Below are 26348 nucleotides of genomic sequence, written 5' to 3' on the forward strand. Positions count from 1 at the left end.
GCGGAAGGTGAGGGGGCGGCAGGTCCATCACGAATGAAGGGCTGGCACGGCAGCAGCTGTCAAGCGCCCCGCTTTACGCAGAGACATCTACTCACTAGGCTGTGAGAATTCAGAACCGGGAGGTCGGCTCATGGTAAGCGCGTCCGAGACTCAGTTTTCCCTTCGCTACTCCCGTGCGTCGCGGCTGTTGCACTGGCTGACCGTGCTGCTCGTGCTGACCACCATCCCCGCGGGGCTGGTCATGGTGCAGGAGGGGCTGCCGCGGGCGCTGCAGGATACGCTCTTTCTCTATCACAAGAACATCGGTCCGGTCATCCTGCTGCTGGTCGTCCTCCGGCTGGTGGTCCGGCTGATCGCTGCGCCGCCCCCGCTGCCCGCGAGCGTGTCGGCGCTGCAGGCGCTGGCGGCGAAGGTGGTTCACTGGCTGCTCTACATCGTTCTGGTGGCGCTGGTGATCTCCGGCATCGTGCGGGTGCAGGCCGGCGGCTTCCCGATGGAGGTCTGGGACCCGCTGCTCGGCGGCATGATCGCCAAGGACGAGGCGCTGGCCAAGTCCGCCAGCGGCTTCCACGAGCTGGCGAAGAGCGTGCTGATCGTGCTCATCGCCATGCATATCGGGGCTGCCGCGCTGCACGGGCTGGTGAAGCGCGACGGGGTGTTCAGCCGCATGTGGCCGCCTGCCTGACGCATCAGCCGGCCTGACCGTCCAGCCAGCCTGCAGGTCCCCGATTGCGGAGCCCGCCAACGCAAGGGACCGGCGAAAACGCCGGTCCGATGTCTGGTTCCGAAAGGGGTCACTCCGCAGGATTGTACGCGGGCCTCGGCGGTGGCGTCGGTTCCGCGCCGTAGAGCTCTCCCGGCAGTTCCGACGGCATGGCGTGATCCGCTTCCTCGTCGTCGCGGTAACGCTGGTTGTGGCGGTAGACCATCAGCGTGTCCCAGCGCAGCGCCTTGAAGAGCCCGATCAGGATGAAGAGGCAGACCACCGCGAAGGGGAAGCCGGCCACCACCGCCGCCGCCTGCAGCGCGTTGAGCCCGCCCGCCAGCAGCAGCACAGAGGCCACGGCGCCTTCGGTGATCGCCCAGAACACCCGCTGCACCTTCGGCGGATCGGTGTCGCCGCCCGCGGTCAGCATGTCGATCACGAAGGACCCGGAGTCCGAGGAGGTCACAAACCACAGCACGATGAGGATCATCGCGAAGCCCGACATGAGCCCCGAGGCGGGGAAGTAGTCGAGCAGGGCGAACATCGCATCGCCGTAGTCGTTCCGGGTGGCCTCGACCAGCGTCGCGTCGCCTCCCAGCGAGATGTTGAGCGCGGTGCCGCCAAAGGCGCAGAACCAGAAGAACATGATCGAGGTCGGCAGCAGCATCACCCCCAGCACGAACTCGCGGATGGTGCGGCCCTTGGAGATGCGCGCCACGAAGACGCCCACGAACGGCGACCAGGAAATCCACCACGCCCAGTAGAAGATGGTCCAGGAATTCTGCCATGAGCCATCGGCCTGCCAGGCCTCCGTCCAGCTGGCCCAGCTGACGAAGCGGGCGACGTAGTCACCGTAGCTCTGCACGAAGAGATCGAAGATGAAGACCGTCGGGCCGACGATCAGTATGAAGATCAGGAAGACCAAGCTGAGCCCGATATTGAGGTTCGATAGCCGCTTGATGCCGCCGTCGAGGCCGGCCAGCACGGACATTGTCGCCGCCAGCGTGATCGCCGCGATGATCAGGATCTGGGTGACCACGCTGTCGCCGATGCCGAAGACCTCGCCCAGGCCCGCGTTGATCTGCATGGCACCAAGCCCCAGCGAGGTGACGATGCCGAACATCGTCCCGAAGACCGCGAGGATGTCGACCGCGCTGCCCCACGGGCCGAAGATCCTCTCTCCGAGAATCGGGTAAAGCGCCGAACGGATGGTCAGCGGCAGGCCCTTGCGGAAGTGAAAATAGGCCAGCGCCAGCGCGATCACCGCGTAGACCGCCCAGCCGTGGAAGCCCCAGTGCAGGAACGAGAGCACCATCGCCTGACGCGCGGCCTCCTGCGTTTCCGGATCGCCGATGGGCGGCGCGAAGTAGTGGTAGAGCGGCTCGGCCACGCCCCAGTAGATCAGGCCGATGCCGATGCCCGCCGAGAACAGCATCGACGTCCACGAGATCAGCCCGTAGGCGGGCTTATCGGTCATCCGGCCGAGGCGGATGTCGGCGAAGGGGCCGAAAGCGAGGTAGATCGTGGCGACCACGAAGATGTTGACCTCGATGATCAGCGCCCAGCCGAGCGTGTCGGCGAACCAGTTCTGGATACCGGTGAAGACGCTGTTGGCCTGCTCGTTGAACGCCGCCCCGAAGATGATGAAACCGACGATGAGCAGCGCCGAGACCGCGAAGACGGCCTTGTGCACCCTCGGGAAGATGAACAGCCGTTCTTGCGGCATCTTGTCGTGCATCTGGCTCTCCTGAGTGGACTGGTTGGCGGATTGGTTTCGGAGGGACCTAGCTCACGAAACCGGTTTGTCAGCCCTTGGCGGCGTTGTGGGACCTGTATCAGGGGCCGGGCTGGCGTGTCTCAGGAGGCGCCCGGGGGCTGATGGGAACCCCCGGCAAGCCGCCCTCCCCCCTTGGTGAGGCGATGACTGTCACGCCGCCTCAAGGCGCCCGAGAGCCAAAGTCGCCACCCCACTCTGACCGAGGTTCACAGCAGTCCCACCGAATGATCTTGAGCGATATGTGTCGGGCTCGCTCGGCAAGATGCAGGTGGTCGCAGCCATGACCCTGCCCCAGCAACCCGGTCTTGGAAACGACGCGGTATGGCTCTGGGAACAAAGCGGCTTTCCCGTGGTCGGGGCCCAGCGGGTTCAGGCGCGCGGGCCATGCTGCTGCCGCGGCTGAAGAGCAGGACGAGGGCTTTTCTCGCCGCCACCGTGGTGGCGTGATCCCCATCGAAAACGGGGCGCCGGCGGGCGCGAACAGGTCTCTCACGTCGGTGCCGGGACCCCGGCCAAGGGAACGCAATGCGCGATTGTCGCGTTGGGGGCCCAAACGAAAGGCGTCTGTCATGAACAAGCTCATTATCGGCGGCGCCGTGGCGCTCGCACTTTCTTCGACCCATCTGTCCGCAGCTCCGGTCCACGCATTCGGAGACCTTTCCGGCATCGGCCCGGCCTCCACCGAGCAGATCTGGCTCGCCAAGGGCAACGGCAACAACGGCAAGGGCAATGGCAACGGGGGCGGCAACAAGAAGCTGTCCAAGCAGGGCCAAGGCAACGGCGGAAAAGGGAACGGCAACACCCAGACCGGCAAGGGCAATGGCAAGGCGAAGGCGGACAAGGGTCCCGATCATGCCAGCAACGGGAACGGCAACGGCAATCCCGGCAAGGGCAACGGGAAAGCAAATGCCGGCAACGGCGGCGGCAAACCCGAGCATGCAGGCGGGCCAAAGTCCAAGGCGGACGGCAACGGTCCCGAGCACGTCTCGAAGGGCAATGGCAACCGCGGCAAGGACCGCAAGGCCTTCACCAAGGACGAACGCGAGACCGTGGTGAGCCGACTTGTCTCGACCCCGGCGCCCGCGGGGCGCGATATGGCGCGGGTGCTTGGCGCAACGGCCCTCGCCCTCGCGACGCCGCAGCTGGTGGTCGGCGACGTGCCCGAAGATGAGCTGATTACATATCGCAACTGCCCGCCGGGCCTTGCCAAGAAGGATCCGCCCTGCGTACCGCCGGGTCTCGCCCGCGACGGCATGAGCTACGACGACTGGGCGTCCTACGATCGCGACGATTATGACGAGCTGTGGCGCGAGCGTCGTGGCGAATGGCTCGGCTCGGATTTCGACGTCGATCCCGACCCGGACTACCTGCTGCTGCAATCGGACGAGATCGCGCGGCTCTTCGACCTCGATCCGGCGCCGCGTGGTCAGCGCTACGGGCTGATCGACGGCATGCCGGTGCTGCTCGATGACGACGACTACCGCTCGCTGCTTCTGGTCAACCTCATGGCGCGGGTGGCGGATCTGTCGGACAGCGTTCCGATTGCCCCGACGGCGGCGCTTACGCAGGACGAGCTGAGGAACCTCTATCGCCTGCCACGGCTGCAGGACGGCGACAATTACGCCGTGCTGAACGGGCAGATCGTGCAGCTCGACGACTCGGAATACGAGCTGCTGCAGATGCTCCGCATCGCGCGGGCGGTGCTGTAGGCCCCCCGAACGCACTGGACCTGGGCAAAAGCGAAAGCTCCGGCCAATGCCGGAGCTTTCGCGTAGTCTGGACCCCGGTACCCCCGCCGAACCCGTGCCTGGAAGACACGCGCATCGGACACGGACGTCAGTCCGTCGACCAGAGCGCCAGCTTGCGGTCGATGGTCTTGCGCGAGACGCCGAGTCGGCGGGCGGCCTCGGCGCGGTTGCCCTTGCACTCGTCCAGCATGTGCATGATGTGGCGCTGCACCACGAAATCGAGGCTCTCGATCGCCTGCGCGCCGGTCACCGTGCCCGTGCCCGCGAATTCCTCGGGGAACTCGCCTAGGATGACCGAGCGCTCGATCATGTTCTTCAGCTCGCGCACGTTGCCCGGCCAGTCGTAGCTGCGCAACTTGAGCAGCGTCACCTCGTTGAGTTCGAGCCCCGGCAGGCACAGCGAGGCCTGGAACTGCGACAGGAACAGCGCCGCGAGCTCGACCGTGTCCTCGGCCCGGTCCTTGAGCGCGGGCATCTCGATCTGCATGACGTTGATGCGGTGATAGAGGTCGGCGCGGAACTTGCCCTCGGCCACCGCCTTCGGCAGGTCGGCATTGGTCGCGAAGAGGAAGCGCAGGTCGAGCGGGATCTCGCGCTCGGCGCCCTCGGGGCGCAGTCGCTGGTCCTCGAGCACCCGCAGGAGCGCCGATTGCAGCGTCTCGGGCATCTGCACCACCTCGTCGAGGAAGAGCGTGCCGCCGTCGGCAAGCAACAGCAGGCCCGGGGTCAGCCGCTCGCGGCCCTCGACGGTGCCGAAAAGCTCGGGGACGATGCGGTCGGGTGCGATGGCAGCGCAGTTGACCGCCACGAATGGCTTGTCGCGGCGCGCCGAGAGCCGGTGCAGGTGGCGCGCGGCCAGCTCCTTGCCGGTGCCGCTGGCGCCGGTCAGCAGCACTGGGGTCGGCAGCGGCGCGAGCTTCTCGAGCATGGCGCGCACCGCCAGCATCGCCGGCGACTTGCCGAGGAGCTTGCCCGCCATGCTGCCGCCCGCGTGCAGCTCGTGGCGCAAGAGCGTGTTGTCGCGGCGCAGGAAGCGGCGGTCGAGCGCGCGCGCCACGGCCCCGAGGATCTGGTTGGCGCGGAACGGCTTCAGGACGAAATCGCTCACCCCGATCCGCAGCGCCGCGATGGCGGTGTCGAGATCGGCGTAGGCGGTGATCAGGATGGTCTCGGCGAACAGCCCCTTGCGGTACTGCTCCTCGAGCCAGTCGAGACCGGTGCGGCCCGGCATGATGTTGTCGACGATGACGAGGTCGTAATGGCCGTCGTCGAGTTTCTTCGACGCCTCGCCGGGCGAGCCCGCCTGCTCGACGCGCTTGACCCGCGACCCGAGGATCTTGGTGAGGAAGTTGCGCATCCCCGGCTCGTCGTCCACGACGAGGATCGAGGCCCCGCGCAGCTTGCCGCCGTAGTCATCCTTGTCGGTCATGCCGTCACCGGCCCCTTCCGGTCAGTCCAGCCGGACGTTCGGGCTCGAGAACACGTCCTGAGACGAGAAGTCGAGCATGTGGAGCCCGTAATAGGCCCCCACGCCGATGATGATGATTGCGGCAAAGCCGCTGAGCATGGCTTTCATCAGTAGCACCCTTTCGAGGGGAGATAGGTATCGGGAGGCGAAGCGGAAGGGCCCCGAGGGGCCCTCGCCGCCCTATTCGGCCGGGGTGCGGATCTTGCCCGGCTTTTCCTCCTCGAGGTGTTCGAGCCAGAGCGAGTGGTGCTGGTGCGCCCAGTTGCGGTCGACCAGCCCCGAGCCCATGGCGTCATAGGCGCCTTCCATGCCCAGCGTGCCGATGTAGATGTGGCCGAGGATCACGGCCATCATCAGGAAGGCCACGATGGCGTGCCAGAGCTGCGCGAACTGCATCTCTTCCTGCGGCGCAAGTGTCACCGGCAGAGGATCGAAGCCGAACCAGCCCGGGACGCCGATGTTGTTGATGACCTCGAAGGTGTGCGCGAAGAGCGGCATCTGGAAGGGGAAGAGCAGCGACAGGCCCGAGACCGACACCGAGGCGCCGAGCACGATCACCGACCAGAAGATGATCTTCTGACCCGCGTTGAACTTCTTGGCGGGCGGGTGCTTGTCGCCGATGATGCCACCGGCCTGCGCGAACCAGGTGATGTCGGTGCGGTCCGGGATGTTGTGCCAGATCCACATCACGAAGACGATGATCAGCGCGATCATGAAGGCCCAGCTGACGTTGTCGTGGATGAACTTCGAACCGGTGAGCAGCACCGAGTTGACCTCGTGCCCGAAAGCCGGGATCAGGTACTTGCGGCCGAAGAGGCTGAAGAGCCCGGTGAAGCCCAGCAGCAGGAACGAGCCGGCAAGCACCCAGTGCGCCATGCGCTCGATGAACTTGAAGCGCAGCACCAGCGTGCCGTCCTTGCCGCCGTCGATGCGGATGCGGCCGCGGATCAGGAAGAACACCGCGAGCACCGCGATGGTGCCGAGCAGCAGCCAGCCGCCGTAGGTGCGCAGCTCGTTCTTGCGCAGGTTTTCCCACCACATGCCGCCGGTCTGCACCAGCACGTCGCCGTTGGGGTTGAGCGTGGTGTTGCGGATGTCGGCGTCGTTGAAGCGGATCTGGCGCCAGATGTCGGCATCCGAGGCGCCGCCGAGCGGACCCATGCCGGGCGCGTTCAGCGCGTCGCCGCCAAGATCCTCGCTGCGGATCGGGTTGGCGGGCTCTTCACCGCGCTGGCGGGCAAGGATGTCCTCGAGCGTCTGGCGCCCGGTGGCGGTGGCGGACCCGTCGTCGACGCTGGTGCCCGCGATGGGGTCGGGCGCGGTCGGGTCGGTCTGCGCGGCCGCCGGGAAGGGCAGCGCCAGCAGGGTCAGGGTGAGTAGTGCCATCAGATGGCGGAGCATGGGGGGTCTCCCTGGCATGTCGGTCAGGGCCGCGCGGTCCCGGTCCGGCAGAACGCGGTGCGGCAGGTCTCTCGGGGGCGGAATACTCCCGCCATTGTCAGTCACGTCACGCGGCGGGGACCGCGCGGGAAGCAAGGCGACCGGGCGGGAGATCCCGCCCGGTCCGATCCGTCAGATCAGGGTGCCTTCTTCTCGTAGGCGGTGCCCCAGCCCCAGGCGCCCGAGCCGAAGCCGCGGGCCACCACGCGCTCGCGGTAGATCGACGACACCATGTCGCCGTCCCCCGCCAGCAGGGCCTTGGTCGAGCACATCTCGGCGCAGATCGGCAGCTTGCCTTCCGCGATCCGGTTCCGCCCGTACTTGCGGAACTCGGCTTCCGAGCCGTTCTCTTCGGGGCCGCCGTTGCAGAAGGTACACTTGTCCATCTTGCCGCGGCTGCCGAAATTGCCCGCCTGCGGGTACTGCGGCGCGCCGAAGGGGCAGGCGTAGAAGCAGTAACCGCAGCCGATGCACAGGTCCTTGGAGTGCAGGACCACGCCTTCGTCGGTCTGGTAGAAGCAGTCCACCGGGCAGACCGCCATGCAGGGTGCATCCGAGCAGTGCATGCAGGCGACCGAGATCGATCGTTCGCCGGGCTTGCCGTCCTCGATGGTCACCACGCGGCGGCGGTTGATGCCCCACGGAACCTCGTGCTCGTTCTTGCAGGCGGTGACGCAGGCGTTGCACTCGATGCAGCGTTCCGCGTCGCAGAGAAATTTAGCGCGTGCCATGTGTATCTCTCCTTACGCCGGCATGATCTTGCAGAGGGTGGCCTTGGTTTCCTGCATCATGGTCACCGAGTCATAGCCGTAGGTCTGCGCCGTGTTGGTGCTTTCGCCCAGCACGATCGGGTCGGCCCCGTCGGGGTACTTGGACCGCAGGTCCTTGCCCTCCATGTAGCCGCCGAAGTGGAAGGGCATGAAGGCAACGCCCTCGCCCACCCGCTCGGTGACCATGGCCATCACGCGGACGCGCCCGCCTTCCGGACCTTCGACCCAGCACTGGGCCCCGTCACGCACACCGAGGTTGTTGGCGTCGCGCGGGTTGATCTCGATGAACATGTTCTGCTGAAGCTCGGCCAGCCAGGGGTTGGACCGGGTTTCATCGCCGCCACCTTCGTATTCGACCAGACGGCCGGAGGTGAGAATGATCGGGTAGTCCTTCGAGAAGTCGTTCTTCTGGATCGACGCATAAAGCGTCGGCACCCGCCAGAACGTGCGGTCGTCGTAGGTGGGGTAGTCCTGCACGAGGTCGCGCCGGTTGGTGTAGAGCGGCTCGCGGTGGACGGGCACGGGGTCCGGGAAGGTCCAGACCACGCAGCGCGCCTTGGCGTTGCCGTAGGGGGCGCAGCCATGGGCGATGGCAACGCGCTGGATGCCGCCCGACAGGTCGGTCTTCCAGTTGACGCCGCCGATCTGCTCGGCCCAGTCCGACGGGTATGGCCCGGTCTGGGATTGCTCGCCGAGGTCGGTGTCGGTTTCCGGACGCGCGTCGATGTAACCGGCGACATATTCGATCATCCGCCGCTCGTAGGGCGTCAGGTCGCCGTCCCAGCCAAGATCGATAAGCATCTGCATGGTGAACTCGGGGTACCCGTCCTGGATCTCCGAGCCGACCGGGTAGGAGCCGTCGGCCAGCAGGTTGTCGCCATCCCGCTCGACGCCGAAGCGCGCCCGGAACGGCAGGCCGCCCTCGGCCACCGGCAGCGACTGGTCGTAGAGGTTCGCCGAGCCCGGGTGGTTCATGTCGGCGGTGCCCCAGCAGGGCCACGGCATGCCGTAGAAGTCACCGTCGGCGGGCCCGCCATTGGCGCGCAGCGTCGTCTTGTCGAAGGTGTGCTGGTTCTCCATGTGCAGCTTGAGCCGCTCCGGGCTCTGCCCGGTGTAGCCGATGGTCCACATGCCCCGGTTGAACTCGCGGGTGATGCTCTCGATGCTGGGAGTCTCGTCGTCCTCCATCTCGATGTTGCGCAGCATCCGGTCGGCGAAACCGAACTTCTTCGCGAACTTCGTCATGATGATGTGGTCGGGAAGCGACTCGAACAGCGGCGCCACCACCTGCTCGCGCCATTGCAGCGAACGGTTGGAGGCGGTCACCGACCCGCGCGTCTCGAACTGGGTCGAGGCGGGCAGCAGGTAGACGCCGTCGGTGCGGTCGTTCATCACCGCCGAGACCGTCGGGAACGGGTCCACCACGACCAGCAGGTCGAGCTTTTCCATCGCCGTCTTCATCTCTTTCAGCCGGGTCTGCGAGTTGGGCGCGTGGCCCCAGAACACCATGGCCCGGGTGTTGTCCGGCTGCTCGATGTTCTCCTTGGCTTCGAGGACGCCGTCGATCCAGCGCGAGACGGTGATGCCCGAAAGGCCCATCATCTCCTTGTCCTTGCCGTCCTTACCCTTCATCGTGGCAAAGCGGCCCTTGAGCCAGTCGAGATCCTCGCCCCAGACGCGGGCCCAGTGGGCCCAGGCCCCGGCGGTCAGGCCGTAGTAGCCCGGCAGCGTGTCGGCGAGAACGCCAAGATCGGTCGCCCCCTGCACGTTGTCGTGGCCGCGGAAGATGTTGGTGCCGCCGCCCGCGACACCCATGTTCCCCAGCGCGAGCTGGAGGATGCAGTAGGCGCGGGTGTTGTTGTTGCCGTTGGTGTGCTGGGTGCCGCCCATGCACCAGATCAGGGTGCCGGGACGGTTGTTGGCCAGCGTGCGTGCCACGCGGGCCACCTGACTTTCCGGCACGCCGGTGACGCGCTCGACCTCATCGGGGGTCCAGCGGGCGACCTCGGTCCGGATCTCGTCCATCCCCCAGACGCGGGTGCGCAGGAATTCCTGGTCTTCCCAGCCGTTCTCGAAGATGTGCCACAGGATGCCCCAGACCAGCGCCACGTCCGAGCCCGGACGGAACCGCACGTATTCGTCCGCGTGGGCGGCGGTGCGGGTGAAGCGCGGGTCGCAGACGATCAGCGGAGCGTTGTTCTGCTCCTTCGCCTTCAGCACGTGCTGCAGCGAGACCGGGTGCGCCTCGGCCGGGTTGCCGCCGATGATGAAGATCGAGCGGCTGTTGTGGATGTCGTTGTAGCTGTTGGTCATGGCGCCGTAGCCCCATGTGTTCGCAACGCCCGCAACGGTGGTCGAGTGACAGATCCGCGCCTGGTGGTCGACGTTGTTCGTGCCCCAGTAGGCGGCGAACTTGCGGAACAGGTAGGCCTGTTCGTTGGAGTGCTTCGCCGATCCCAGCCAGTAGACGGAATCCGGGCCGCTCTCCTCGCGGATCTTCAGCATCTGGTCGCCGATCTCGTCGATCGCCTGCTCCCAGCTGATGCGCTGCCATTCGCCCCCGACCTTCTTCATCGGGTACTTCAGGCGGCGCTCGCCGTGGGCGTGCTCGCGGACCGATGCGCCCTTGGCGCAGTGCGAGCCGAGGTTGAACGGGCTGTCCCAGCCGGGCTCCTGCCCGATCCAGACGCCGTCCTGCACCTCGGCGATGACCGTGCAGCCCACCGAGCAGTGGGTGCAGACGGACTTCTTCACCTCGATGGTGCCGCCGGTTGCGGCGGTGGCCGCGTTTGCCTGTTTCACGGTGCCGCCTGTCGCGGCAATGGCGGCAAGGCCGCCGATGGCCAGCCCGGAGCCGCGCAGGAACGCGCGGCGGTCGACCGAGGCATTGGCCACGTCAGACAGGATACTTGTCCGCTGGGGGCGTCTCGCAACCCCGTTGGTCTTTTTCCTCAACATGGTTTTCACTCCCTGAGCACAGGAACTGGGCCCTGCGCCGTGGTGGCTATCGTTTGGCGATCACAGTCGGGCGTTTCGCAACCAGTCGTATCTCGCCGGGTCGTCTCGGGTCCGGAGGCCGGGCCGTCTGTCGTCTCGTGGCCCGCGGCAACCGCGGGCGGGCCGCCTCAGAACCGTGCGGCGGCGTAGTAGGCGCGTGTATGGGCCGTGTCCTGCATCTTGTCCGAGGACAGATCGGGCTCGGCCGGGGCCGCGTTGGCCTCGGATCCCGCGGTCGCGACGGCCACGGCCGCCGCCGGCGCCACGGTGCCGGCCAGTTTGAGGAAATCGCGGCGGCTGCTGCCTTCGGTCTTTCCGGTCATGAGAGTCCTCCCTTGCTGGTTGCTCCCGGTGAATGGCGCCAAGGCGCCCCTTATGCGCGCGGCGATCAACCCGCGCTCATGCGAAATGCCTCGGACTCGATGGCCATGAAGCAGCGGCCCACGGTGCCCACGGGCACGTAGAAGACCGAGTTCTTGGCGCCCTCGAGGTCGGCAAAGAAGTGACCGGCCCACGGTGCGATGTGCCGGTTGAAGAAGTCGCGCTGCTGGCCGAGCGTCGCGGGCGTGCCGAAGCGGCCCACGATCATCGCGCCCATCATCTCCATCAGCGAGGCGATGTTGTCCTCGGGCTCGAAGACGTTGTCGGCCCGCGAAAGGCCGCGCGCCGTCATATCCTGCCGCAGCGCCGCGAGCGGCTTCTCGTTGAGAAAACCCGTCAGGTAGTAGCTGGCATAGGGCAGCAGCTCGCCGCGCCCGAGGCCGATGAAGAGGCGGTTGAACTCGCTCTGGACGGTGGCGGGCTTGGTCAGCCGCGCGAGCTTGGAGAGCGTGGTGATCCCCTGCCCCAGCTCGCTGTCGTCGCCCTGAAGCCCGGCGGTCTGGTCAAGCAGCATCCGGTCGGGCGGGTTGCTGAGCAGCAGCCCGAGGAAATTGTAGAGATCCGCGCGCAGGCGGTCTTCCTCGGCGACCCGGACGGTCTGTGCGGTCTCGGTCATGCGGGGCGTCCTTCGTCGAACTGGAATTGCATCCGCCGGAACCGGGGCGGAAGGATGTCGGCGGCGGGCTCGTCCTCGACCGCGTCGGCGGGCGGGACCGGCTCAGCCATGGTCATCTGCGTCGGAGGCTCGGGCAGCGGTGCGGGTGCGTCAGTGGCGAGCTCGACCTCGGGCTCTGCTTCCGCCACTTCGGGTATCTTCTCGGCGACCTCCTGCACGCGCTCAGCGAACCCACGGCCGACCTGGTAGAGGGTCTGCATCCCCTCCTTCACCACGGCGGCGTCGGTGAAATCGTCCTCGTAGTCGTTGAGCCCGTCGAGGCAGGCGAGCACCGGGTTCGAGCGCCACAGCGTGCGCAGCGCCCGTCGTTTGAGCCGCTGCGGCAGCTGCGACGCGAGGAAGCGCTGAAGCTCCTCACCGCCGACGAGGCTTTCCGGCTCGGGCAGGCCCAGCTCGGCCAGCAGCTCTTCGTCGCTGCGCGCCTCGAGCTCGGCTTCGGTCTTCGCGGCATCGGCGGCGGCGACCGCCTCGGCCTCGGCGCGTTCCTCCGCGGCGACCGCCTCGCGGCGGCGGGACCAGAAGCCGCTCATTGCATCCGCCTCCGTTGCAGCGCGGGCGAGGCGTAGACGTCCCCTACCCCGCCGATGCGCGGATCGCCGATGCCGTCCTCGACCTTGTCGACCCGCTCGCGGTGCCGGCGGCGCTTCACGAATTCCTCGTCCTCGTGGAAGAGCTCGACGAAGTCGCGCACCCAGGCCTCGATGCCCGGGGTCATGGCGACCTTCTCGACCAGCTCCTCGCCGGTGTCGCAGTAATCCTGCGCCTCGTAGGGCGAGGCGGTGACGAGCAGGATCTCGAAGGGCGTGTCGGGCGTGCCGGGCATCTGGCGCATGATCACGTAGAGACAAGGCACCTGCGCGCCGAGCCCGTGGACATAGGCCTCGGTCTCGGCCCCGAAGAGCTCGAGCGTCGCGGTCCCGGCGTGGAACTCGACCACGTCGCCCTCGCGCCGCAGCTCGCGCCAATGCGCGTCGCCGGCGCCCGGCAGGATCGACGTCGCCTTCCAGGCATACTTCGCCCAGCGGGTCACCCCCGGCTGCCGTTTGACAACGACACCGATCGGCATGGACCGATAAGGTTTCTGTTCCTGGGTCACGGGGCCTCCTGCGTGAGGGCCCAAGATGGAGCTTTCGGCTGAATCGCGAAAGGGGGATCCTTGATCTGTCGGTAAAATCTCCGCGCGGTCGGCCTTTCTGGCCAGCCCGGCCCGGCCACTTTCGGCGAAAGGGACATTTTGTCCATCTTGACTGTTTTGCTCTGGTTTCGGCGACAAATCGCTTACCCTGCGGAACCCGGCGAATCACCTGCGCCGATTGGCCTTCAGCGTCTGCCGAAGACCCTTGAAATCCGGTTGAAGCCGTGCCCATTCGGACGCTAGCCTTTCGGCGCACCAGCGCCGGACCGGGCCCGAAACGGGCCCCAGCCAATGGGGGAAATCATGCCCAAGACATTGATAACATGCGATTGTCTGGGAAGCCAGACGATCGACGCCGAGGCCCTCTCCAAGGCCACCGGACACGCGGTCGCCCCCCCCTGTTCGGCGCTCTGCACCACCCAGATCGCCCGAGCGGCCACCGCCATGACCGGCCCGGACGCGGCGGACACGATTATTTGCTGCACCCAGGAGGCCCGTACCTTCGAGGCGCTGGCCGAGGAACTCGACGTCGCCCCCCCTGCCCTGCTCGACCTGCGCGACCGCGCCGGATGGTCCGCCGATCCCGCCCCGAAACTGGCCAAAATGTCCGCCCTCGCCGCCGAGGCCGCCCTGCCCGCCCCCGCCGGCCGGATGCTTGACGTGATCTCCGAGGGGCTGTGCCTCGTGCTCGGGTCCACCGAGGTAGCGCTTGCCGCCGCCGAGCAGCTCAAGGACCATCTGGGGGTGACGGTGCTGCTGGAGGATGCCACCGAGATCCCCGACACCCGCGCCTATGACGTGGTGGTGGGCCGCCTGCGCCGCGCGTCCGGCGCGCTGGGGCAGTTCGAGGTGGTCATCGACGCGCTGCAGCAGGTCGTGCCCGGCGGGCGCGGCGGCTTTGCCCTGACCGAGCCGCAGGACGGCGGGCGCAGCCAGTGCGACATCGTCCTCGACCTGCGCGGCGGACAGCCGCTCTTCCCCGCCCACGAGAAACGCGAGGGCTACCTGCGGGCCGATCCGACCCACGCCCCCGCCGTGGGCGCCGCGATCCTCGCCGCCTCGCACCTCGTCGGTACCTTCGAGAAGCCGCTCTACATCCGCGCCGAGCCGCTGCTCTGCGCCCATTCCCGCGCCGGGCAGACCGGCTGCACCCGCTGTCTCGATCTCTGCCCCACCGGCGCCATCCTGCCCGACGGCGATCACGTCACCATCGACCCGATGATCTGCGCCGGATGCGGCGCCTGTTCCGCCGCCTGCCCCTCGGGCGCGGTGAGCTACGACGCGCCGCCGGTGGACCTGACGATGCGCCGGGTGCAGACCCTTGCCAAGGCGTTCCTCGACGCCGGGGGCCACGCCCCGCGCCTGCTGGTACACGATGCCCATGGCGCCGAGATGGTGCGGCTCTCGGCCCGCCACGGCCGCGGCCTGCCCGCCGACGTGATCCCGCTCGAGCTGCCCGCTATCGGGGCCTTCGGTCATGCCGAGGCGCTGGCCGCGCTGGCCGCCGGCTTCGCCTCGGTCACGCTGCTGCCCGGACCCGGAGCGGACCGCGACGCGGTTGCCGCGCAGGTGGCGCTGGCCTCAGCCATCGCGGGCGAAAGCCGCATCGCCGTGCTCGACACGCCCGACCCCGACGCCATGTCCGACACGCTCTACGGCGGAGAGTCCCCTGCCCCGCTGGCAAGCCCCGTGCGCCCGATGGGCACCCGCCGCCAGATCGCCCGTCAGGCGGCCCGCGCGCTGCATCCCGAGGGCGGCATCCTGCCCCTTCCCGCAGGCGCGCCCTACGGCGCCGTGCTGGTCGACACCGGCGCCTGCACGCTCTGCCTCTCCTGCGTCTCGCTCTGCCCCTCGGGGGCGCTTGGCGACAACCCGGACCTGCCGCAGCTCCGCTTCCAGGAAGACGCCTGCCTGCAATGCGGGATCTGCGCCACGGTCTGCCCCGAGGACGCGATCACACTCGACCCGAGATTCAACCTTAACGAGAGTGCGCTTTCGCAGGAGATCCTGAACGAGGAAGAGCCCTTTGCCTGCATCGAATGCGGCAGCCTCTTCGGCGTGAAGTCCACCATCGACCGGATCACCGAGAAGCTGCGCGGGCATTCGATGTTCGCCGACGGTGAGCGGCTGCGCATGATCCAGATGTGCGATGACTGCCGCATCAATGCGCAGTATCACAACCAGAACAACCCGCTGACCGGGCCCGAGCGTCCGCGTCCCCGCACCACCGACGACTACCTGTCCAAGCGGCGCGACCACTGACCCGCGCCCCGAACCGGAGAGATCCCGATGAGCGACGATTTCAACATGTCGATGCGCAAGTTCCTGAAGCAGGTCGGCGTGACCTCGCAACAGGCCATCGAAGAGGCCGTGCGCAAGGCCGAGGCCAGTGGCGGCAGCTTTCCCGTCAAGGCCGTGATCACCATCCCCGAGCTTGGCCTCACCCATGAGGTCACCGGCGAGATCACCGCCCCCGACGCCGGGGACGACGCGCAAGCATGACCCCTGCCCCCCTGACCCGCGACGCGGTGCTCGTCGCGCTGAAGACCGTGGACGATCCCGTCGCCGGTGGCGACATCGTGGCGAGCGGCGTGATGCGCGCGCTCAACGTCTCGGCCGAAGGCGCCGTGCGCTTCGTGCTCGAGATCGCGCCGCGCCACGCCGAGACCTACACCGCCGTGAAGACCCGCGCCGAGGAGGTGCTGCGCGCCCTGCCCGGCGTCACCGCCGTCTCCATCGTGCTGACCGGCCACACGGAAAAGGCCCCTCCCCCGGATCTCAAGCCGCAGCGCGCGGCCGAGCCCAAGGGCCCGCAGAAGGTGCCCGGCATCGACCGGATTCTCGCCATCGCCAGCGGCAAGGGCGGTGTCGGCAAGTCCACCGTCTCGGCCAACCTCGCCGTGGCGCTGGCCCAGCAGGGCCGCCGCGTCGGGCTGCTCGATGCCGATGTCTACGGCCCCAGCCAGCCGCGGATGCTGGGCGTCTCGGGCAGACCGGCGAGCCCAGACGGCAAGACCATCCTGCCGATGCGCAACCATGGCGTCACCATGATGTCGATCGGCCTCATGACCAACGACGACCAGGCCGTGGTCTGGCGCGGGCCGATGCTCATGGGTGCGCTGCAGCAGATGCTGACCCAGGTGCAATGGGGTGCGCTCGACGTGCTGATCGTCGACCTGCCGCCCGGCACCGGCGACGTGCAGATGACGCTCTCGCAGAAGGCACAGGTGGACGGCGCGATCATCGTCTCGACCCCGCAGGACGTGGCGCTTCTGGACGCGCGCAAGGGCATCGACATGTTCCAGCAGCTCAAGGTGCCGCTGGTCGGCATGATCGAGAACATGAGCACGCACATCTGCTCGGCCTGCGGTCACGAGGAGCACGTCTTCGGCCATGGCGGTGTCGCCGCCGAGGCAGCCAAGCTCGGCGTGCCGCTGCTGGCCGAGATCCCGCTCGACCTGCAGATCCGCCTCGCCGCGGACGGGGGTGCGCCCATCGCGATCAGCCAGCCCGACAGCGCGCAGGCGCAGGCCTTCCACGACATCGCCCGCGCGCTCGTGGCGAAGGGTGTGGCATGAGCATCGAGGCGCTCAGCTTCCCGCCGCTGATGTACGGTGAGCCGGTCGCGGCGGATGCCTTCGACCACGCCTGCATGAAGGCGACCATGGGCTGCGATGCCGGCATGGTCGCCTATGCCACAGGGCAGAACCGGATGGAGGCCGCGCTGGTGCTTGCCCCCGAGGTGCCGCTGATGCGCGCCATGACGGTACTGCCAATCTGCGGCGTGGGGTTCCAGAACGCGCTCGGCGCGCTCGCCCCGCCCGAGGTCGCGGTGCATCTCGGCTGGGACGGCACGCTCTACCTCAACGGGGCGCGCTGCGGTGGCTTCCGCTGCCGCGCCTCCTCGCGCATTCCGCAGACGGTGCCTGACTGGCTCGTGGTGGGCTTCACCCTGCCCCTCTGGCCCGAGTCGGTCAACCCCGGCAACACCCCCGACCAGACCACGCTCTTCGGCGAAGGCTGCCCCGACGTGCACCCGCCGCAACTGGTCGAGGCCTGGGCCCGGCACACGCTGCACCACCTCAACCAGTGGGAACAGGACGGCCCCCGCGCGCTGCACGCAGAGTGGCGCGGCCTGGCGCGGGACATCGGCGAGGACGTCACCCGCGACGGTCGCAGCGGCACCTTCCTCGGCGTGGACGAGGACTTCGGCATGCTGCTGCGCGACGAGACCGGCACCACCCACCAGATCCCGCTGACCACCCTTCTGGAGCAGTCGCCATGAGCCAGGCCGCCCCCCTGCATCTCGCCCGCGCCATCCATTTCGACGAAAGCGACACCCGCGTCTTCGCGAGCCCCGCGCGCACCGGCGAATGGTGCCTCTCGGGCGGGTTCGAGTTCTCGGACTGGACCGAGGGCGATCTCGCCGGCAAGGCGCGGCAGGCGTTCTCGAACGGCTGGCTCGGGCTCGAGACCTTTGGCCGTGTGACCTTCGTTGCCGTGACCCAGATCGAGCCCGGAGAACTCGAGGCGCTGACCGCGCGCCTCGCCGAGCATTTCGTCACCTACTACGGTGCCCCATCGGCCGAGGCCGCACGACCCGTAGCCGCCGAGGAGCTCGCGCAGATGGCCGAGCTCTGCGCTGACCACGCGCCCAACACGCTGCTCACCGTCGCCCGCGAACTGACCCCCGCAGGTGTGCGCGAGGCCTACAGGGTGATCGAACCGCAGGCCGCCGAGCTCGATCTTTTCGCGGTCCATGGCTCGCTCGACGAACCGCACGATCACGACCACTAAGCCGCTTCCCCGGGAAATTGCCCATGGGCAATTATTTCCCACGGGCAATTTCACCAATGCAAAGGGCCGCGCATTCATCTGCGCGGCCCTTGTCGTTTCAGCCCCTTGCGGGCTGGATCAGTTGGCGTTCTCGCCCGCGTTGAAGACGAAAAGCTGCTCGCCCGCGATCTCGTAGCTGTTGATAAGCTCCTTGGCGCGGTCCGACACCAGCCATGCCTCGAGCTTGTCGACCAGCTCGGTCTGAACGTGCTCGTGCTTCTCGGGGTTCACCGGGATGTAGGCGTACTGGTTGAAGAGCACCGGGTCACCCGCGAACAGCAGTCCGAGGTCCGCCTTGTTGCCAAAGTTCAGCCAGCTCGCGCGGTCCGAAAGAATGTAAGCGTTCATGCCAGCGGCGGTGTTGAGCGCGGCGCCCATGCCCTGGCCAACGGCATTGTACCAGTCACCGAACCCCTCGACATCGAGCCCGGCGTCCTTCCAGAGCGCCAGCTCCATCTTGTGGGTGCCGCTGTCATCGCCACGGCTCACGAAGGCAGACTCCGTGCTGGCGATGTCCTGCAGGGCCTCGACGGCGGTCTCGTCGTCGGCGATGCCCGCGGGGTCGTCGGAAGGCCCGATGAGGACGAAATCGTTGTACATGATCTCGGTGCGGTGGGTGCCGTAGCCACCCTCGATGAAGGCCTCTTCGGCGGGACGCGAGTGCACGAGGATCGCGTCGACGTCGCCGGACTCACCCAGCTTGATGGCCTGGCCGGTGCCGACGACCAGAAGCTGGACCTCGAGCCCAAGGTCCTTCTGGATCTCGGGCAGCAGCACCTCGGCGAGACCGGAGTTATTGAAGGAGGTCGTGACGGCCATCTTCATCACGTCCTGTGCCTGCGCGGCACCTGCGACCGCGACCAGCGCGGCGCTCAGAAACAGTTGCTTCATCATTCGACGATATCTCCCTTCAGAAATGCCCGTGCCTGCGGCGTATCGGGCGCCGTAAAAAACGTGGATGCGGGGCCGCTCTCGTGGATTCGCCCCTGCAGCAGAAACAGAACTTCGTCGGCAAGGCGCCGGGCCTGACCCATGTTGTGGGTCGACATGACCAGCCGGGTGCCCCGGTCGCGAGCGGCCAGCAGGATCTCCTCGATCTCGCGCATGGCGCGCCCATCGAGCGAGGCGCAGGGCTCATCGAGGAACAGCACGTCCGGCTCGATGATCAGCGCACGGGCCAGCGCGAGCTTCTGCTGCTCACCGCCCGACAGGACCGGCGCGTAGCGGTTCAGCACCTCGCCAAGACCGACACGCCGGGCCCAGTCTGCCGCGCGCGCCTGCGCCTCCTTGCGGGCCACGCCGCGGATCTGCAGCGGATAGGCGATGTTCTCGGCCACGGTGCGGCGCAGCATCACGGGGCGCTGGAACACGAAGGCCTGCGCGTGGCGCGCATCCTCGAGCGGACAGGCCCAGTCGATGCGCCCCGCGGCAAGCCGTTCGGTCCCGTGCAGGAGGCTGAGGAGGCTGGTTTTCCCGGCGCCGTTCGGACCGATCACCACGGTGATGCCGGCGCCCTCGATGCGCAGGTCGACGGGCCCCACGATCGTGCGGCTGCGACGACGCCCGACGGCACCTTCAACGGCGAGGGGAAGAAGACGGCTCACCAGCGATCTCCGCGCTCGGTGCGGCTCAGCCAGTGGATCGACAGGTTCACCACGACGGCGATGCCGATCAGCACGAAGCCGAGCGCCAGTGCAAGGCCGAAGTCACCCTTGCCGGTCTCGAGCGCGATGGCCGTGGTCAGCACCCGCGTCGCGTGGTCGATGTTGCCGCCGACGATCATGATCGCGCCGACCTCGCCGATGGCGCGGCCAAAGCCCGCCAGCGAGGCGGTCAGCAGCGCGCGCCGGGAATCCCAGAGCAACGTCCGGATCTTCTGCCATTGCGTCACGTTCATCGAGATCAGCAGGTCATGGTACTCGGCCCAGAGTTCGCGCAACGACTGGTGCGCGACCGAGGCGATCAGCGGCACGATGATGATGGTCTGCGCGACGATCATAGCCGTTGGCGTGAACAGCAGCCCCAGCACCCCGAGCGGCCCCGAGCGCGACAGGACCACGTAGACGACAAGTCCCACGACCACCGGCGGCAGGCCCATGAGCGCGTTCAGGATCGCGATGATCCAGCGGCGCCAGCGGAAGCGTTTCACCGCGAGAAGCGCCGCGAGGGGCAGGGCGATGACTGAGGCCACGAGCAGGGCAGAGAGCGTCACCCTGAGCGAGCGAAAGGCGATTTCGGCCAGTTCAGGGTCGAAAGTGACCACCAGCCAGAAGGCCTGAGAAAACCCGCTCCACAGATCGACCATCGGTCGATGTTCCTCCCTCGTCCCGCGCGAGGCGCGGTTTCGTGCCAAATTCGGTGGCACAGTGTCAGGATCGCCGTTGGCGTGCCAGTCCCGCGCACCGGAATTCCGTGCTGCGGGCCAAACTGTCCAGAATTTCGTGAGTTGTCCCACAGTCATGGACAAAATGTCCGTGAGGCCGGGGAGGGGCCGGAATTGCCCGTGGGCAATTCCCGAGGAGCAGGGGACTCAGCCCTCTGACCGGCTGTCCAGATAGGCCGCGAAGGCCTCTTCCAGCGCCTCGCGCGGGAGCGTGTCGTCGAAGCTCATGGTCACCTTACCGGCCTTGGTCTGGACCCGCAGCCCGGCACCGAAGACGGCCTTTTCGACGGGCACCGCGGGCTCGGCCGGCCGGGCCGCGCGGGTGAGACGCCGCATGACGCTCGCCGCATCGACGAAGCTGCCGCGCCCCTCGCGGGCGGCCTGCTGTTCGCGCCCGATGGCGGCGGCCTCGGCCATGATCGCGGCGCTGCTCTCGGCGGCGCCCAGCAGGGGTTTCAGCTCGCGCGCGTTGCGCTCGCGGATCTCGCGGACATTGGAGAAGGCGGCGATGACCACGTCCGGCAGCTTGGCGAGCTGCAGGTAGCGCGAGAGCCAGGGCTGGCTGACCTCGAGCCGCTCGGCCATGGCCTTCTGACGCCCGCCGTAATAGCGCGCGACGGCGTCGGCGTAGTCGATTGCCCGCTCGTAATCCGAGATGTCCTCGCGGTCGCGGTTCTCGATGTCGGCGAGACGGAAGGCCTCTTCGTCGGTGAGATCGCGGACCTCGATCAGGTAGCGGAACTGCGGGTAATTGTTGGCGCGCAGCCAGCTCACCGCGAAATGGCGACGCGCGCCGCAGATCACCTCGTAGTCGAACCCGGGCTCGGCCGAAGGCCGGACGATGGCGGGAAACTCCTGCTTGCCTTGCGCACGGATGCCGTCGATCAGGTCGCGGCAGCTGTCCTCGGTCAACAGCGAGTATTCCCGGTTGTGCCGCTCCCACATGCGGCAGCGGGCCGGGTCGACCCAACGCAGGGTCTTTTCCTCGATCTCGCCCGAGAGCCGCTCGCTGATCGTGGTCGAGCGCTTGAGGAAACGGGCGCTGCCCGCGTCATGGTCGGAGACGGGTTTCGGCGCCGCCGGGGCAGAGGGCTCGTCGAGCCCGCTCAGGACGTCGTCGAAGATCGCGTCGTGTTTGCCGTGCTTGCGGGTCATAGCAGTCCCTCCTTGCGCAGTTGCGCGTGATGACTGGGCCAGGTCTTGCGGATGAGGATCTCGATCTCGCGCCCGACCGCGTCGAGATAGGCCCGGCAGCGCTTGTGGGTGTCGGTGCGCGTGGCGGCGCCTGTGAGCTCGTAGACCGTGCTGAGGTTCGCCGTCGCGTTGTCGATCTCGGCGCTGTCCTTGAGCACGGCCTGCAGCATGTCCATCGGGAACACCGCGTCCATCATCCGCTTGATCGCCACATGCGCCGACTTGCTGTCGTTCATCTTGGTCGCGAGGATCTTGACGAAGGCGTAGTCACGGGGACCACCGGCGCGGGCGAGTTCGTTCAGCGTGGCGCCGAGCATCTTGAGGAAATGCGCCGTCGAGCCGAAGTCGATGTTGTTGGGCGGGGCCGGGATCACCAGTGCCTCGGCCGCGCGCAGCACCGAGAGCGACAGCATCCCCAGCGCGGGCGGCGGATCGAGCAGGATGACGTCGAACCGGTCCTTGATCGTCTCTATTCCAGTCCGAAGCCGGTCGAGCACGAATGTCTGCTCGCGTGCCATGCGGGCGGCGAACTCGTATTCCGCGTCGTAGAGACCGAGGTTTGCGGGGATCAGCGCGACGTTCGGCCAGTAGGTCGAGCGCAGCGCGTAAGAGAGGTCGGGCGGGCCGCCGTGGCGGAAGAACGGATAGAGCGTGTCCTCTTCCTCGTCGACATCCACGTCCGGGTTCAGCCCGAAGATCGAGGTGGTCGAGGCCTGGCTGTCGCAGTCGATGACGCAGACCCGATAGCCCTTGAGCGCCAGGTACTGCGCAAGGTGGCAGACGGTGGTGGATTTGCCCACGCCGCCTTTGAAGTTCTGGATCGCGAGGACCATCGCGGGATCCGAGGGCGCGCGGTAGGGTAGGGTGCCGAACACCTGCCGCATCCGGTTCACGTCGGCGAGGCTGTAGCCGGTGCGCCGCCCGGTCTGCGGGTCCTTCTCGGGCTCGGGCAGGCGCCCGTCGGCTTCGGCATCCCGTATCAGCTTTTCACTGCGGCCCACCATCTCGGCGGCGCGGCGCACGTTGAACTGGAGATCCAGTGATTTCTGGTTGCCCGGGGCGTAGAGCCTGTCGCGCAGCCGGTTGATGACGGTCGATGCCCGGGTCGCGAGACGATCGAGTTCGTCGAGGGACACCGTGGGAAGGGCGGACTGCTCCATTTCATCCTCTTCTTGGGACTGGGTCGAAGGCGAGGGACCTGCGTGTTCGCTCGAATCATGGCCCGTCCGGCCTCTGCGCTCAAGTGCGAATAATTCGGGGATCTGGCCGAAAAAGCGGAAATCTCGGGTCGGGGGTCGGATGATCGGAAACCATGTGCTCAAGATCGTGTTTCCGATCTTTTCTCAGCCGATTCAACCAATCTTGCCCAAACTGTAAGGGTTTTGGCCGACGGAGTCCGTTTTGCCGCATCCGGAGGGGCCCGACACCCGGATTTTCCACACCCTGCCTGACCCTGCTGTTCTGGATTCTAGGTGTTCTATCTTCGTTACCGATAACCCAATGATATTGCGCGACTATTACGGGATAACCTTACATCCTGGGCTGTCTTGGCTTACCTCTCGGGATGCGAGCTCATACGTTCCGGGAGGCGAAAGCTTACGGATTGGATGGGGCCTTATTCTTACCTTTTGGGTGACTCTCGCCACCGACTCAAACCCCTTGATTTACTGCCTGTTTTTAAAGGACTTCGCGAATCGGACCAGGGCGGGGGAGGCACACAAAGCTTACGTTTCGGGTGCTGGACGGATCGGGGGGCCTCTGATAGCTTACATCGCAACGAATACAAAAGTATGAGCAGACAGGTAACGCAATGGCGCAGCGACCGGCGTCTCCGAAACCATATCGCACCATTGAGGCCCGGCCAAACGCCGAAAGCCTGATCAAGCCCGGAGAGCTGGTGGACCTCGTCGAGGTCACGCCGCTGACGCTTGCCGACCGGCGCATCTACAACCAGCTGCTCGAGAATGCGTGGGACGCCATCGACAAGCCGGTGACGCATGTGATCTCGAAATCCGACCTGCGGGGGTCGCACAATTCCAACGACCGGGTGGGCGAGACCATCGAGCGGCTGATGTCGGCCATCGTCAAGGTGCGCGTCACCCGTGATGGCGAGGACGCCATCGAGCGGGTGCAGCTTCTGGGCGGCAACATCGAGACCACGCGCCGCGACGGGCTCTTGGAATACGAGATCCCGCAGCGGCTGCGGCGGATCATCAAGGACAGCACCGTCTTCGCCCGGCTGCAGCGCGAGGTCATGTTCGCGCTCAGCTCGAAATACGCGCTGACGCTCTACGAGATGATCCAGAAGCGCGGCAACCTGCGCTACCGCAGCTCGGAGAAGTTCTCGCTCGAGGACCTGCGCGGCATCCTCGGGGTTTCGAAGGGCAAGCTGACCTCGTGGTCGAACCTCAAGCTGCGCGCCATCGACCCGGCGCTGGCCGAGGTCAACGCGCTGTCGGATTACGTGGTCGAGATTGCGCCGCTCAAGACCGGGCGGCGCGTCACCCATGTCGAGCTGCGCTGGTGGCGCAAGGACGAGGGCGGCAGCGCGCAGGTGGAGCGCGAGCTCAGCTTTTCGAAGGTCGGCCGCAAGGCGCGGATCAGCGGCAGCGAGGAAGTGGTGACCGAACCCAAGGCCCGGCCCGCATGGCTCGACGCCCGCGGACCCGCGCTCCGGACCGAGACCTACGAGACCGCGCGCCTGCGCTACCCGGGGTACGACATCTACCATGTCGAGGGCGAATGGCGCGCCTGGGCGAAGGACCGCGAAGAGGCGCGCGATCCCGACCGCGCCTTCCTCGCTTTCTTCCGCACCTTCGTCGAGAAGAACCCGCTGTGACCGGACTGCGCGACCGGGCGCGCCGCATGCTGTCCTCGGTCCGGCTGCGGTTGCTCGTCCTCGCGCTGGCGCCGCTCATCATCCTGATGCCGCTGCTGCTGCTCATCGGCATGGCGCGCTGGACCGCGGATTACGATGCGCTGCTGATCGCCAACGTCGAGAGCGACCTGCGCATCGCCGACCAGTACCTGACCCGCATGATGGAGAACGCCAGCGGCCAGCTGCAGGCCACCGCCCGCACGGTGAGGTTCGCCGAGGTGCTCGCCAGCACGTTCGAAGAGCAGCATCGCTTCTTCACCGAATCCCGCGGGTCGCTCGGCTTCGATTTTCTCTACTACCTGCCCTCTGCCGCCGCCAAGGCCCCGGGCGAGGACTGGCCTGTCATCGCGCAGGCGATGCAGGGCAAGGCCACGGCCCAGATCGACCTTATGTCCGCGGAACAGCTCGATGCACGCACGCTCGGGCTCGCCGTTCAGGCGCGGATCAACGAGCTGCCGGGCAGGGGAGAGGCAACGACGCAGGTCGAGACGCGCGGCATGGTGCTGCACGCCGCCAGCCCTGTGGTTCAGAACGGTGAACGCGTCGGCGTGCTGGTGGGGGGCGTGCTGCTCAACCGCAACCTCAAGTTCATTGACGACATCAACGAGCTCGTCTTCCTCAACCCGGTGACGGGCGGCGACCGCAAGGGCACGGTGACGGTGTTCCTTGACGACCTCCGGATCTCGACCAACGTCAGTCTCTTCGAGGGGCGCCGCGCCATCGGCACGCGCGTCTCGGAGGCGGTGCGGCATCAGGTGCTGGAGGAGGGCAAGATCTGGCTCGACCGCGCCTTCGTGGTCAACGACTGGTACATCTCCGGCTACCTGCCGCTGCATGACAGCTTCGGCGAGCGGGTCGGGATGCTCTACGTGGGCTTCCTCGAGGCGCCCTTCAACGCCGCCAAGCGTGCCGCCTATTTCTGGATGATCGGCGCCTTCGTGGCGGTTCTGCTGCTCTCCGCGCCGGTGTTCCTGTGGATGGCGCGCGGGGTCTTCACCCCGCTCGAGGCGATGACGCAGGTGATGCGGCGGGTGCGGGCCGGGGATCTGACGGCGCGCATCGGGCCGACCCGCAAGCGCGACGAGGTCGCGCAGGTGGGCGCGCATCTCAACGACCTGCTGGAGCAGGTGCAGGACCGCGACCGGCGGCTGCGGGCCTGGGCCGACGAGCTGAACGCCCGCGTCGACCAGCGCACCGCCGAGCTGCGCGAGGCCAACGACAAGCTCGAACAGGCCTTCCACCAGCTGGTCACGCGAGAGAAGCTGGCCTCGATCGGCGAGATCACCGCCGGCGTCGCGCATGAGATCAACAACCCGATCGCGGTGATTCAGGGCAATGTCGACGTGATCCGCGAGGTGCTCGGTCGCGAGGCCGAGGACGTCCGCACCGAGCTCGACCTGATTGACGACCAGGTGCGCCGGATCGACACCATCGTGGGCAAACTGCTGAAATTCTCCCGACCCGGGGACTACGGCACCTTCGCCAGCGAGGTGCCTCTCGAGCCGGTGCTGCGCGATTGCCTGGTGCTGGTCGAGCACGTGGTCACCCGCGCCCATGTCGCCGTGCGCACCGAGTTCGCCGAGGTGCCCCCGGTGCGGGTCGAGCCGGGCGAGTTGCAGCAGGTGGTGGTGAACCTGATCGTCAACGCCGTGCAGGCGATGGGTGAGGCGGGCGAGCTCTTTCTCACGCTCGGGCCCGAGACGCGCGACGGCCGTTCGGGCGCCGCGTTGCGGGTGCGCGATACCGGGCCGGGGGTGGCGGAAAGCTCGATTCACGCCGTGTTCGACCCGTTTTTCACCACCAAGCAGGGCGAGGGCACCGGGCTCGGTCTCTCGATCTCGCAGAGCCTGATCCAGCGGGCCGGGGGGCTCATTTCCGTGCGCAACGTCACCGACGAGGCGGGCATGGTCACCGGCGCGGAATTCACCGTCTGGCTGCCCGAGGCGGCGGCCTGACCAT

24 protein-coding genes are annotated in these 26348 nt (G+C 67.2%); 9 read left to right on the plus strand and 15 right to left on the minus strand.

All coding sequences use genetic code 11. The features are described 5' to 3' along the window. The first annotated feature begins 130 nt into the window (after positions 1 to 130). Positions 131 to 685, plus strand: coding sequence for a cytochrome b (locus BLQ77_RS24465; RefSeq protein ID WP_089963541.1), 555 nt, complete (start codon positions 131 to 133; stop codon positions 683 to 685). 109 nt (positions 686 to 794) lie between these two features. Here BLQ77_RS24465 and BLQ77_RS24470 read toward each other — a convergent pair whose 3' ends face one another. Then, the gene (locus BLQ77_RS24470) at positions 795 to 2444 is read right to left on the minus strand and encodes a BCCT family transporter (RefSeq protein WP_008887908.1); all 1650 of its coding nucleotides are present in this window, start codon (positions 2442 to 2444) and stop codon (positions 795 to 797) included. A gap of 608 nt (positions 2445 to 3052) precedes the next feature. On the opposite strand from BLQ77_RS24470, the gene BLQ77_RS24475 reads away from it, so the two are divergent. Further along, on the plus strand, positions 3053 to 4192 hold the full coding sequence (locus BLQ77_RS24475; RefSeq protein WP_089963544.1) for a hypothetical protein: 1140 nt from the start codon (positions 3053 to 3055) through the stop codon (positions 4190 to 4192). Between the two features lie 127 nt (positions 4193 to 4319). On the opposite strand, the gene BLQ77_RS24480 is transcribed toward BLQ77_RS24475, so the two are convergent. The 9 genes from BLQ77_RS24480 to BLQ77_RS24515 form a co-directional block, all read right to left on the minus strand. After that, positions 4320 to 5660: a sigma-54-dependent transcriptional regulator gene (locus BLQ77_RS24480; RefSeq protein WP_089963546.1), complete on the minus strand. Its 1341-nt coding sequence runs from the start codon at positions 5658 to 5660 to the stop codon at positions 4320 to 4322. A gap of 21 nt (positions 5661 to 5681) precedes the next feature. After that, on the minus strand, positions 5682 to 5807 hold the full coding sequence (locus tag BLQ77_RS29745) for a hypothetical protein (protein ID WP_008887964.1): 126 nt from the start codon (positions 5805 to 5807) through the stop codon (positions 5682 to 5684). Positions 5808 to 5879: 72 nt separating this feature from the next. After that, entirely contained in the window at positions 5880 to 7100 is a 1221-nt protein-coding gene (locus BLQ77_RS24485) for a formate dehydrogenase subunit gamma (RefSeq protein ID WP_089963549.1), read from the minus strand. Between the two features lie 176 nt (positions 7101 to 7276). Continuing rightward, a complete protein-coding gene (gene fdh3B, locus BLQ77_RS24490) occupies positions 7277 to 7870 on the minus strand; it encodes a formate dehydrogenase FDH3 subunit beta (protein ID WP_008887940.1) in 594 nt (197 codons plus the stop codon). Between the two features lie 12 nt (positions 7871 to 7882). Then, a complete protein-coding gene (locus tag BLQ77_RS24495; RefSeq protein WP_089963551.1) occupies positions 7883 to 10867 on the minus strand; it encodes a formate dehydrogenase subunit alpha in 2985 nt (994 codons plus the stop codon). A gap of 167 nt (positions 10868 to 11034) precedes the next feature. Further along, positions 11035 to 11229, minus strand: coding sequence for a twin-arginine translocation signal domain-containing protein (locus BLQ77_RS24500; protein WP_008888009.1), 195 nt, complete (start codon positions 11227 to 11229; stop codon positions 11035 to 11037). Positions 11230 to 11294: 65 nt separating this feature from the next. Next, positions 11295 to 11903, minus strand: coding sequence for a TorD/DmsD family molecular chaperone (locus tag BLQ77_RS24505; RefSeq protein ID WP_008887917.1), 609 nt, complete (start codon positions 11901 to 11903; stop codon positions 11295 to 11297). Continuing rightward, complete coding sequence (locus tag BLQ77_RS24510; RefSeq protein WP_089963554.1) at positions 11900 to 12493, minus strand: DUF3306 domain-containing protein; 594 nt, start codon at positions 12491 to 12493, stop codon at positions 11900 to 11902. The genes BLQ77_RS24505 and BLQ77_RS24510 overlap by 4 nt, the downstream gene beginning before the upstream one ends. After that, positions 12490 to 13029 carry a DUF3305 domain-containing protein gene (locus BLQ77_RS24515; RefSeq protein ID WP_008887948.1) on the minus strand — a complete coding sequence of 180 codons (540 nt, stop codon included), beginning with the start codon at positions 13027 to 13029 and terminating at the stop codon, positions 12490 to 12492. Before BLQ77_RS24515 ends, BLQ77_RS24510 begins: the two co-directional genes overlap by 4 nt. 372 nt (positions 13030 to 13401) lie before the next feature. Here BLQ77_RS24515 and BLQ77_RS24520 point away from each other — a divergent pair, with 372 nt between their 5' ends. From BLQ77_RS24520 to BLQ77_RS24540, 5 genes are read left to right on the plus strand one after another with little or no spacing between them, the layout of a single operon-like run. Next, complete coding sequence (locus BLQ77_RS24520) at positions 13402 to 15360, plus strand: 4Fe-4S binding protein (protein WP_089963604.1); 1959 nt, start codon at positions 13402 to 13404, stop codon at positions 15358 to 15360. Between the two features lie 27 nt (positions 15361 to 15387). Further along, positions 15388 to 15600, plus strand: coding sequence for a DUF6494 family protein (locus tag BLQ77_RS24525; protein ID WP_008887989.1), 213 nt, complete (start codon positions 15388 to 15390; stop codon positions 15598 to 15600). Continuing rightward, the gene (locus BLQ77_RS24530) at positions 15597 to 16676 is read left to right on the plus strand and encodes an Mrp/NBP35 family ATP-binding protein (protein WP_089963556.1); all 1080 of its coding nucleotides are present in this window, start codon (positions 15597 to 15599) and stop codon (positions 16674 to 16676) included. The genes BLQ77_RS24525 and BLQ77_RS24530 overlap by 4 nt, the downstream gene beginning before the upstream one ends. Further along, positions 16673 to 17383: a biotin/lipoate--protein ligase family protein gene (locus tag BLQ77_RS24535; protein ID WP_089963558.1), complete on the plus strand. Its 711-nt coding sequence runs from the start codon at positions 16673 to 16675 to the stop codon at positions 17381 to 17383. The genes BLQ77_RS24530 and BLQ77_RS24535 overlap by 4 nt, the downstream gene beginning before the upstream one ends. Further along, positions 17380 to 17895 (plus strand): DUF6505 family protein, encoded by a 516-nt coding sequence (locus tag BLQ77_RS24540; protein WP_008887925.1) that lies wholly within the window; start codon positions 17380 to 17382, stop codon positions 17893 to 17895. Before BLQ77_RS24535 ends, BLQ77_RS24540 begins: the two co-directional genes overlap by 4 nt. A 117-nt stretch (positions 17896 to 18012) precedes the next feature. Here the strand turns inward: BLQ77_RS24540 and BLQ77_RS24545 are convergent, their stop codons facing one another. The 5 genes from BLQ77_RS24545 to BLQ77_RS24565 all read right to left on the minus strand — a co-directional run bounded on the left by BLQ77_RS24545 (position 18013) and on the right by BLQ77_RS24565 (position 22671). Next, entirely contained in the window at positions 18013 to 18828 is an 816-nt protein-coding gene (locus BLQ77_RS24545) for an ABC transporter substrate-binding protein (RefSeq protein ID WP_089963561.1), read from the minus strand. Beyond that, the gene (locus BLQ77_RS24550) at positions 18825 to 19538 is read right to left on the minus strand and encodes an ATP-binding cassette domain-containing protein (protein ID WP_089963563.1); all 714 of its coding nucleotides are present in this window, start codon (positions 19536 to 19538) and stop codon (positions 18825 to 18827) included. The genes BLQ77_RS24545 and BLQ77_RS24550 overlap by 4 nt, the downstream gene beginning before the upstream one ends. After that, positions 19535 to 20239 carry an ABC transporter permease gene (locus tag BLQ77_RS24555; RefSeq protein ID WP_008887963.1) on the minus strand — a complete coding sequence of 235 codons (705 nt, stop codon included), beginning with the start codon at positions 20237 to 20239 and terminating at the stop codon, positions 19535 to 19537. Before BLQ77_RS24555 ends, BLQ77_RS24550 begins: the two co-directional genes overlap by 4 nt. A gap of 225 nt (positions 20240 to 20464) precedes the next feature. After that, positions 20465 to 21472 (minus strand): ParB/RepB/Spo0J family partition protein, encoded by a 1008-nt coding sequence (locus BLQ77_RS24560; protein WP_089963566.1) that lies wholly within the window; start codon positions 21470 to 21472, stop codon positions 20465 to 20467. Then, the gene (locus BLQ77_RS24565) at positions 21469 to 22671 is read right to left on the minus strand and encodes an AAA family ATPase (RefSeq protein WP_089963569.1); all 1203 of its coding nucleotides are present in this window, start codon (positions 22669 to 22671) and stop codon (positions 21469 to 21471) included. The genes BLQ77_RS24560 and BLQ77_RS24565 overlap by 4 nt, the downstream gene beginning before the upstream one ends. A 650-nt stretch (positions 22672 to 23321) precedes the next feature. Here BLQ77_RS24565 and BLQ77_RS24570 point away from each other — a divergent pair. Together BLQ77_RS24570 and BLQ77_RS24575 are read left to right on the plus strand one after the other, a co-directional pair. Beyond that, the gene (locus BLQ77_RS24570; protein WP_008887984.1) at positions 23322 to 24350 is read left to right on the plus strand and encodes a replication initiation protein; all 1029 of its coding nucleotides are present in this window, start codon (positions 23322 to 23324) and stop codon (positions 24348 to 24350) included. A 26-nt stretch (positions 24351 to 24376) separates the two neighbouring features. Then, positions 24377 to 26344 carry a sensor histidine kinase gene (locus BLQ77_RS24575; RefSeq protein WP_242661854.1) on the plus strand — a complete coding sequence of 656 codons (1968 nt, stop codon included), beginning with the start codon at positions 24377 to 24379 and terminating at the stop codon, positions 26342 to 26344. Positions 26345 to 26348 lie beyond the last annotated feature (4 nt).

The sequence above is a fragment of the Salipiger thiooxidans genome, from assembly GCF_900102075.1.
Classification (GTDB): domain Bacteria; phylum Pseudomonadota; class Alphaproteobacteria; order Rhodobacterales; family Rhodobacteraceae; genus Salipiger; species Salipiger thiooxidans.

What these genes read in the sequence shown, in the direction of transcription:
- BLQ77_RS24465 (WP_089963541.1), top strand. Translation starts at nt 131, where the DNA reads ATGGTAAGCGCGTCCGAGACTCAGTTTTCCCTTCGCTACTCCCGTGCG.
- BLQ77_RS24470 (WP_008887908.1), bottom strand. Translation starts at nt 2,444, where the DNA reads ATGCACGACAAGATGCCGCAAGAACGGCTGTTCATCTTCCCGAGGGTG.
- BLQ77_RS24475 (WP_089963544.1), top strand. Translation starts at nt 3,053, where the DNA reads ATGAACAAGCTCATTATCGGCGGCGCCGTGGCGCTCGCACTTTCTTCG.
- BLQ77_RS24480 (WP_089963546.1), bottom strand. Translation starts at nt 5,660, where the DNA reads ATGACCGACAAGGATGACTACGGCGGCAAGCTGCGCGGGGCCTCGATC.
- BLQ77_RS29745 (WP_008887964.1), bottom strand. Translation starts at nt 5,807, where the DNA reads ATGAAAGCCATGCTCAGCGGCTTTGCCGCAATCATCATCATCGGCGTG.
- BLQ77_RS24485 (WP_089963549.1), bottom strand. Translation starts at nt 7,100, where the DNA reads ATGCTCCGCCATCTGATGGCACTACTCACCCTGACCCTGCTGGCGCTG.
- fdh3B (WP_008887940.1), bottom strand. Translation starts at nt 7,870, where the DNA reads ATGGCACGCGCTAAATTTCTCTGCGACGCGGAACGCTGCATCGAGTGC.
- BLQ77_RS24495 (WP_089963551.1), bottom strand. Translation starts at nt 10,867, where the DNA reads ATGTTGAGGAAAAAGACCAACGGGGTTGCGAGACGCCCCCAGCGGACA.
- BLQ77_RS24500 (WP_008888009.1), bottom strand. Translation starts at nt 11,229, where the DNA reads ATGACCGGAAAGACCGAAGGCAGCAGCCGCCGCGATTTCCTCAAACTG.
- BLQ77_RS24505 (WP_008887917.1), bottom strand. Translation starts at nt 11,903, where the DNA reads ATGACCGAGACCGCACAGACCGTCCGGGTCGCCGAGGAAGACCGCCTG.
- BLQ77_RS24510 (WP_089963554.1), bottom strand. Translation starts at nt 12,493, where the DNA reads ATGAGCGGCTTCTGGTCCCGCCGCCGCGAGGCGGTCGCCGCGGAGGAA.
- BLQ77_RS24515 (WP_008887948.1), bottom strand. Translation starts at nt 13,029, where the DNA reads ATGCCGATCGGTGTCGTTGTCAAACGGCAGCCGGGGGTGACCCGCTGG.
- BLQ77_RS24520 (WP_089963604.1), top strand. Translation starts at nt 13,402, where the DNA reads ATGCCCAAGACATTGATAACATGCGATTGTCTGGGAAGCCAGACGATC.
- BLQ77_RS24525 (WP_008887989.1), top strand. Translation starts at nt 15,388, where the DNA reads ATGAGCGACGATTTCAACATGTCGATGCGCAAGTTCCTGAAGCAGGTC.
- BLQ77_RS24530 (WP_089963556.1), top strand. Translation starts at nt 15,597, where the DNA reads ATGACCCCTGCCCCCCTGACCCGCGACGCGGTGCTCGTCGCGCTGAAG.
- BLQ77_RS24535 (WP_089963558.1), top strand. Translation starts at nt 16,673, where the DNA reads ATGAGCATCGAGGCGCTCAGCTTCCCGCCGCTGATGTACGGTGAGCCG.
- BLQ77_RS24540 (WP_008887925.1), top strand. Translation starts at nt 17,380, where the DNA reads ATGAGCCAGGCCGCCCCCCTGCATCTCGCCCGCGCCATCCATTTCGAC.
- BLQ77_RS24545 (WP_089963561.1), bottom strand. Translation starts at nt 18,828, where the DNA reads ATGATGAAGCAACTGTTTCTGAGCGCCGCGCTGGTCGCGGTCGCAGGT.
- BLQ77_RS24555 (WP_008887963.1), bottom strand. Translation starts at nt 20,239, where the DNA reads ATGGTCGATCTGTGGAGCGGGTTTTCTCAGGCCTTCTGGCTGGTGGTC.
- BLQ77_RS24560 (WP_089963566.1), bottom strand. Translation starts at nt 21,472, where the DNA reads ATGACCCGCAAGCACGGCAAACACGACGCGATCTTCGACGACGTCCTG.
- BLQ77_RS24565 (WP_089963569.1), bottom strand. Translation starts at nt 22,671, where the DNA reads ATGGAGCAGTCCGCCCTTCCCACGGTGTCCCTCGACGAACTCGATCGT.
- BLQ77_RS24570 (WP_008887984.1), top strand. Translation starts at nt 23,322, where the DNA reads ATGGCGCAGCGACCGGCGTCTCCGAAACCATATCGCACCATTGAGGCC.
- BLQ77_RS24575 (WP_242661854.1), top strand. Translation starts at nt 24,377, where the DNA reads ATGCTGTCCTCGGTCCGGCTGCGGTTGCTCGTCCTCGCGCTGGCGCCG.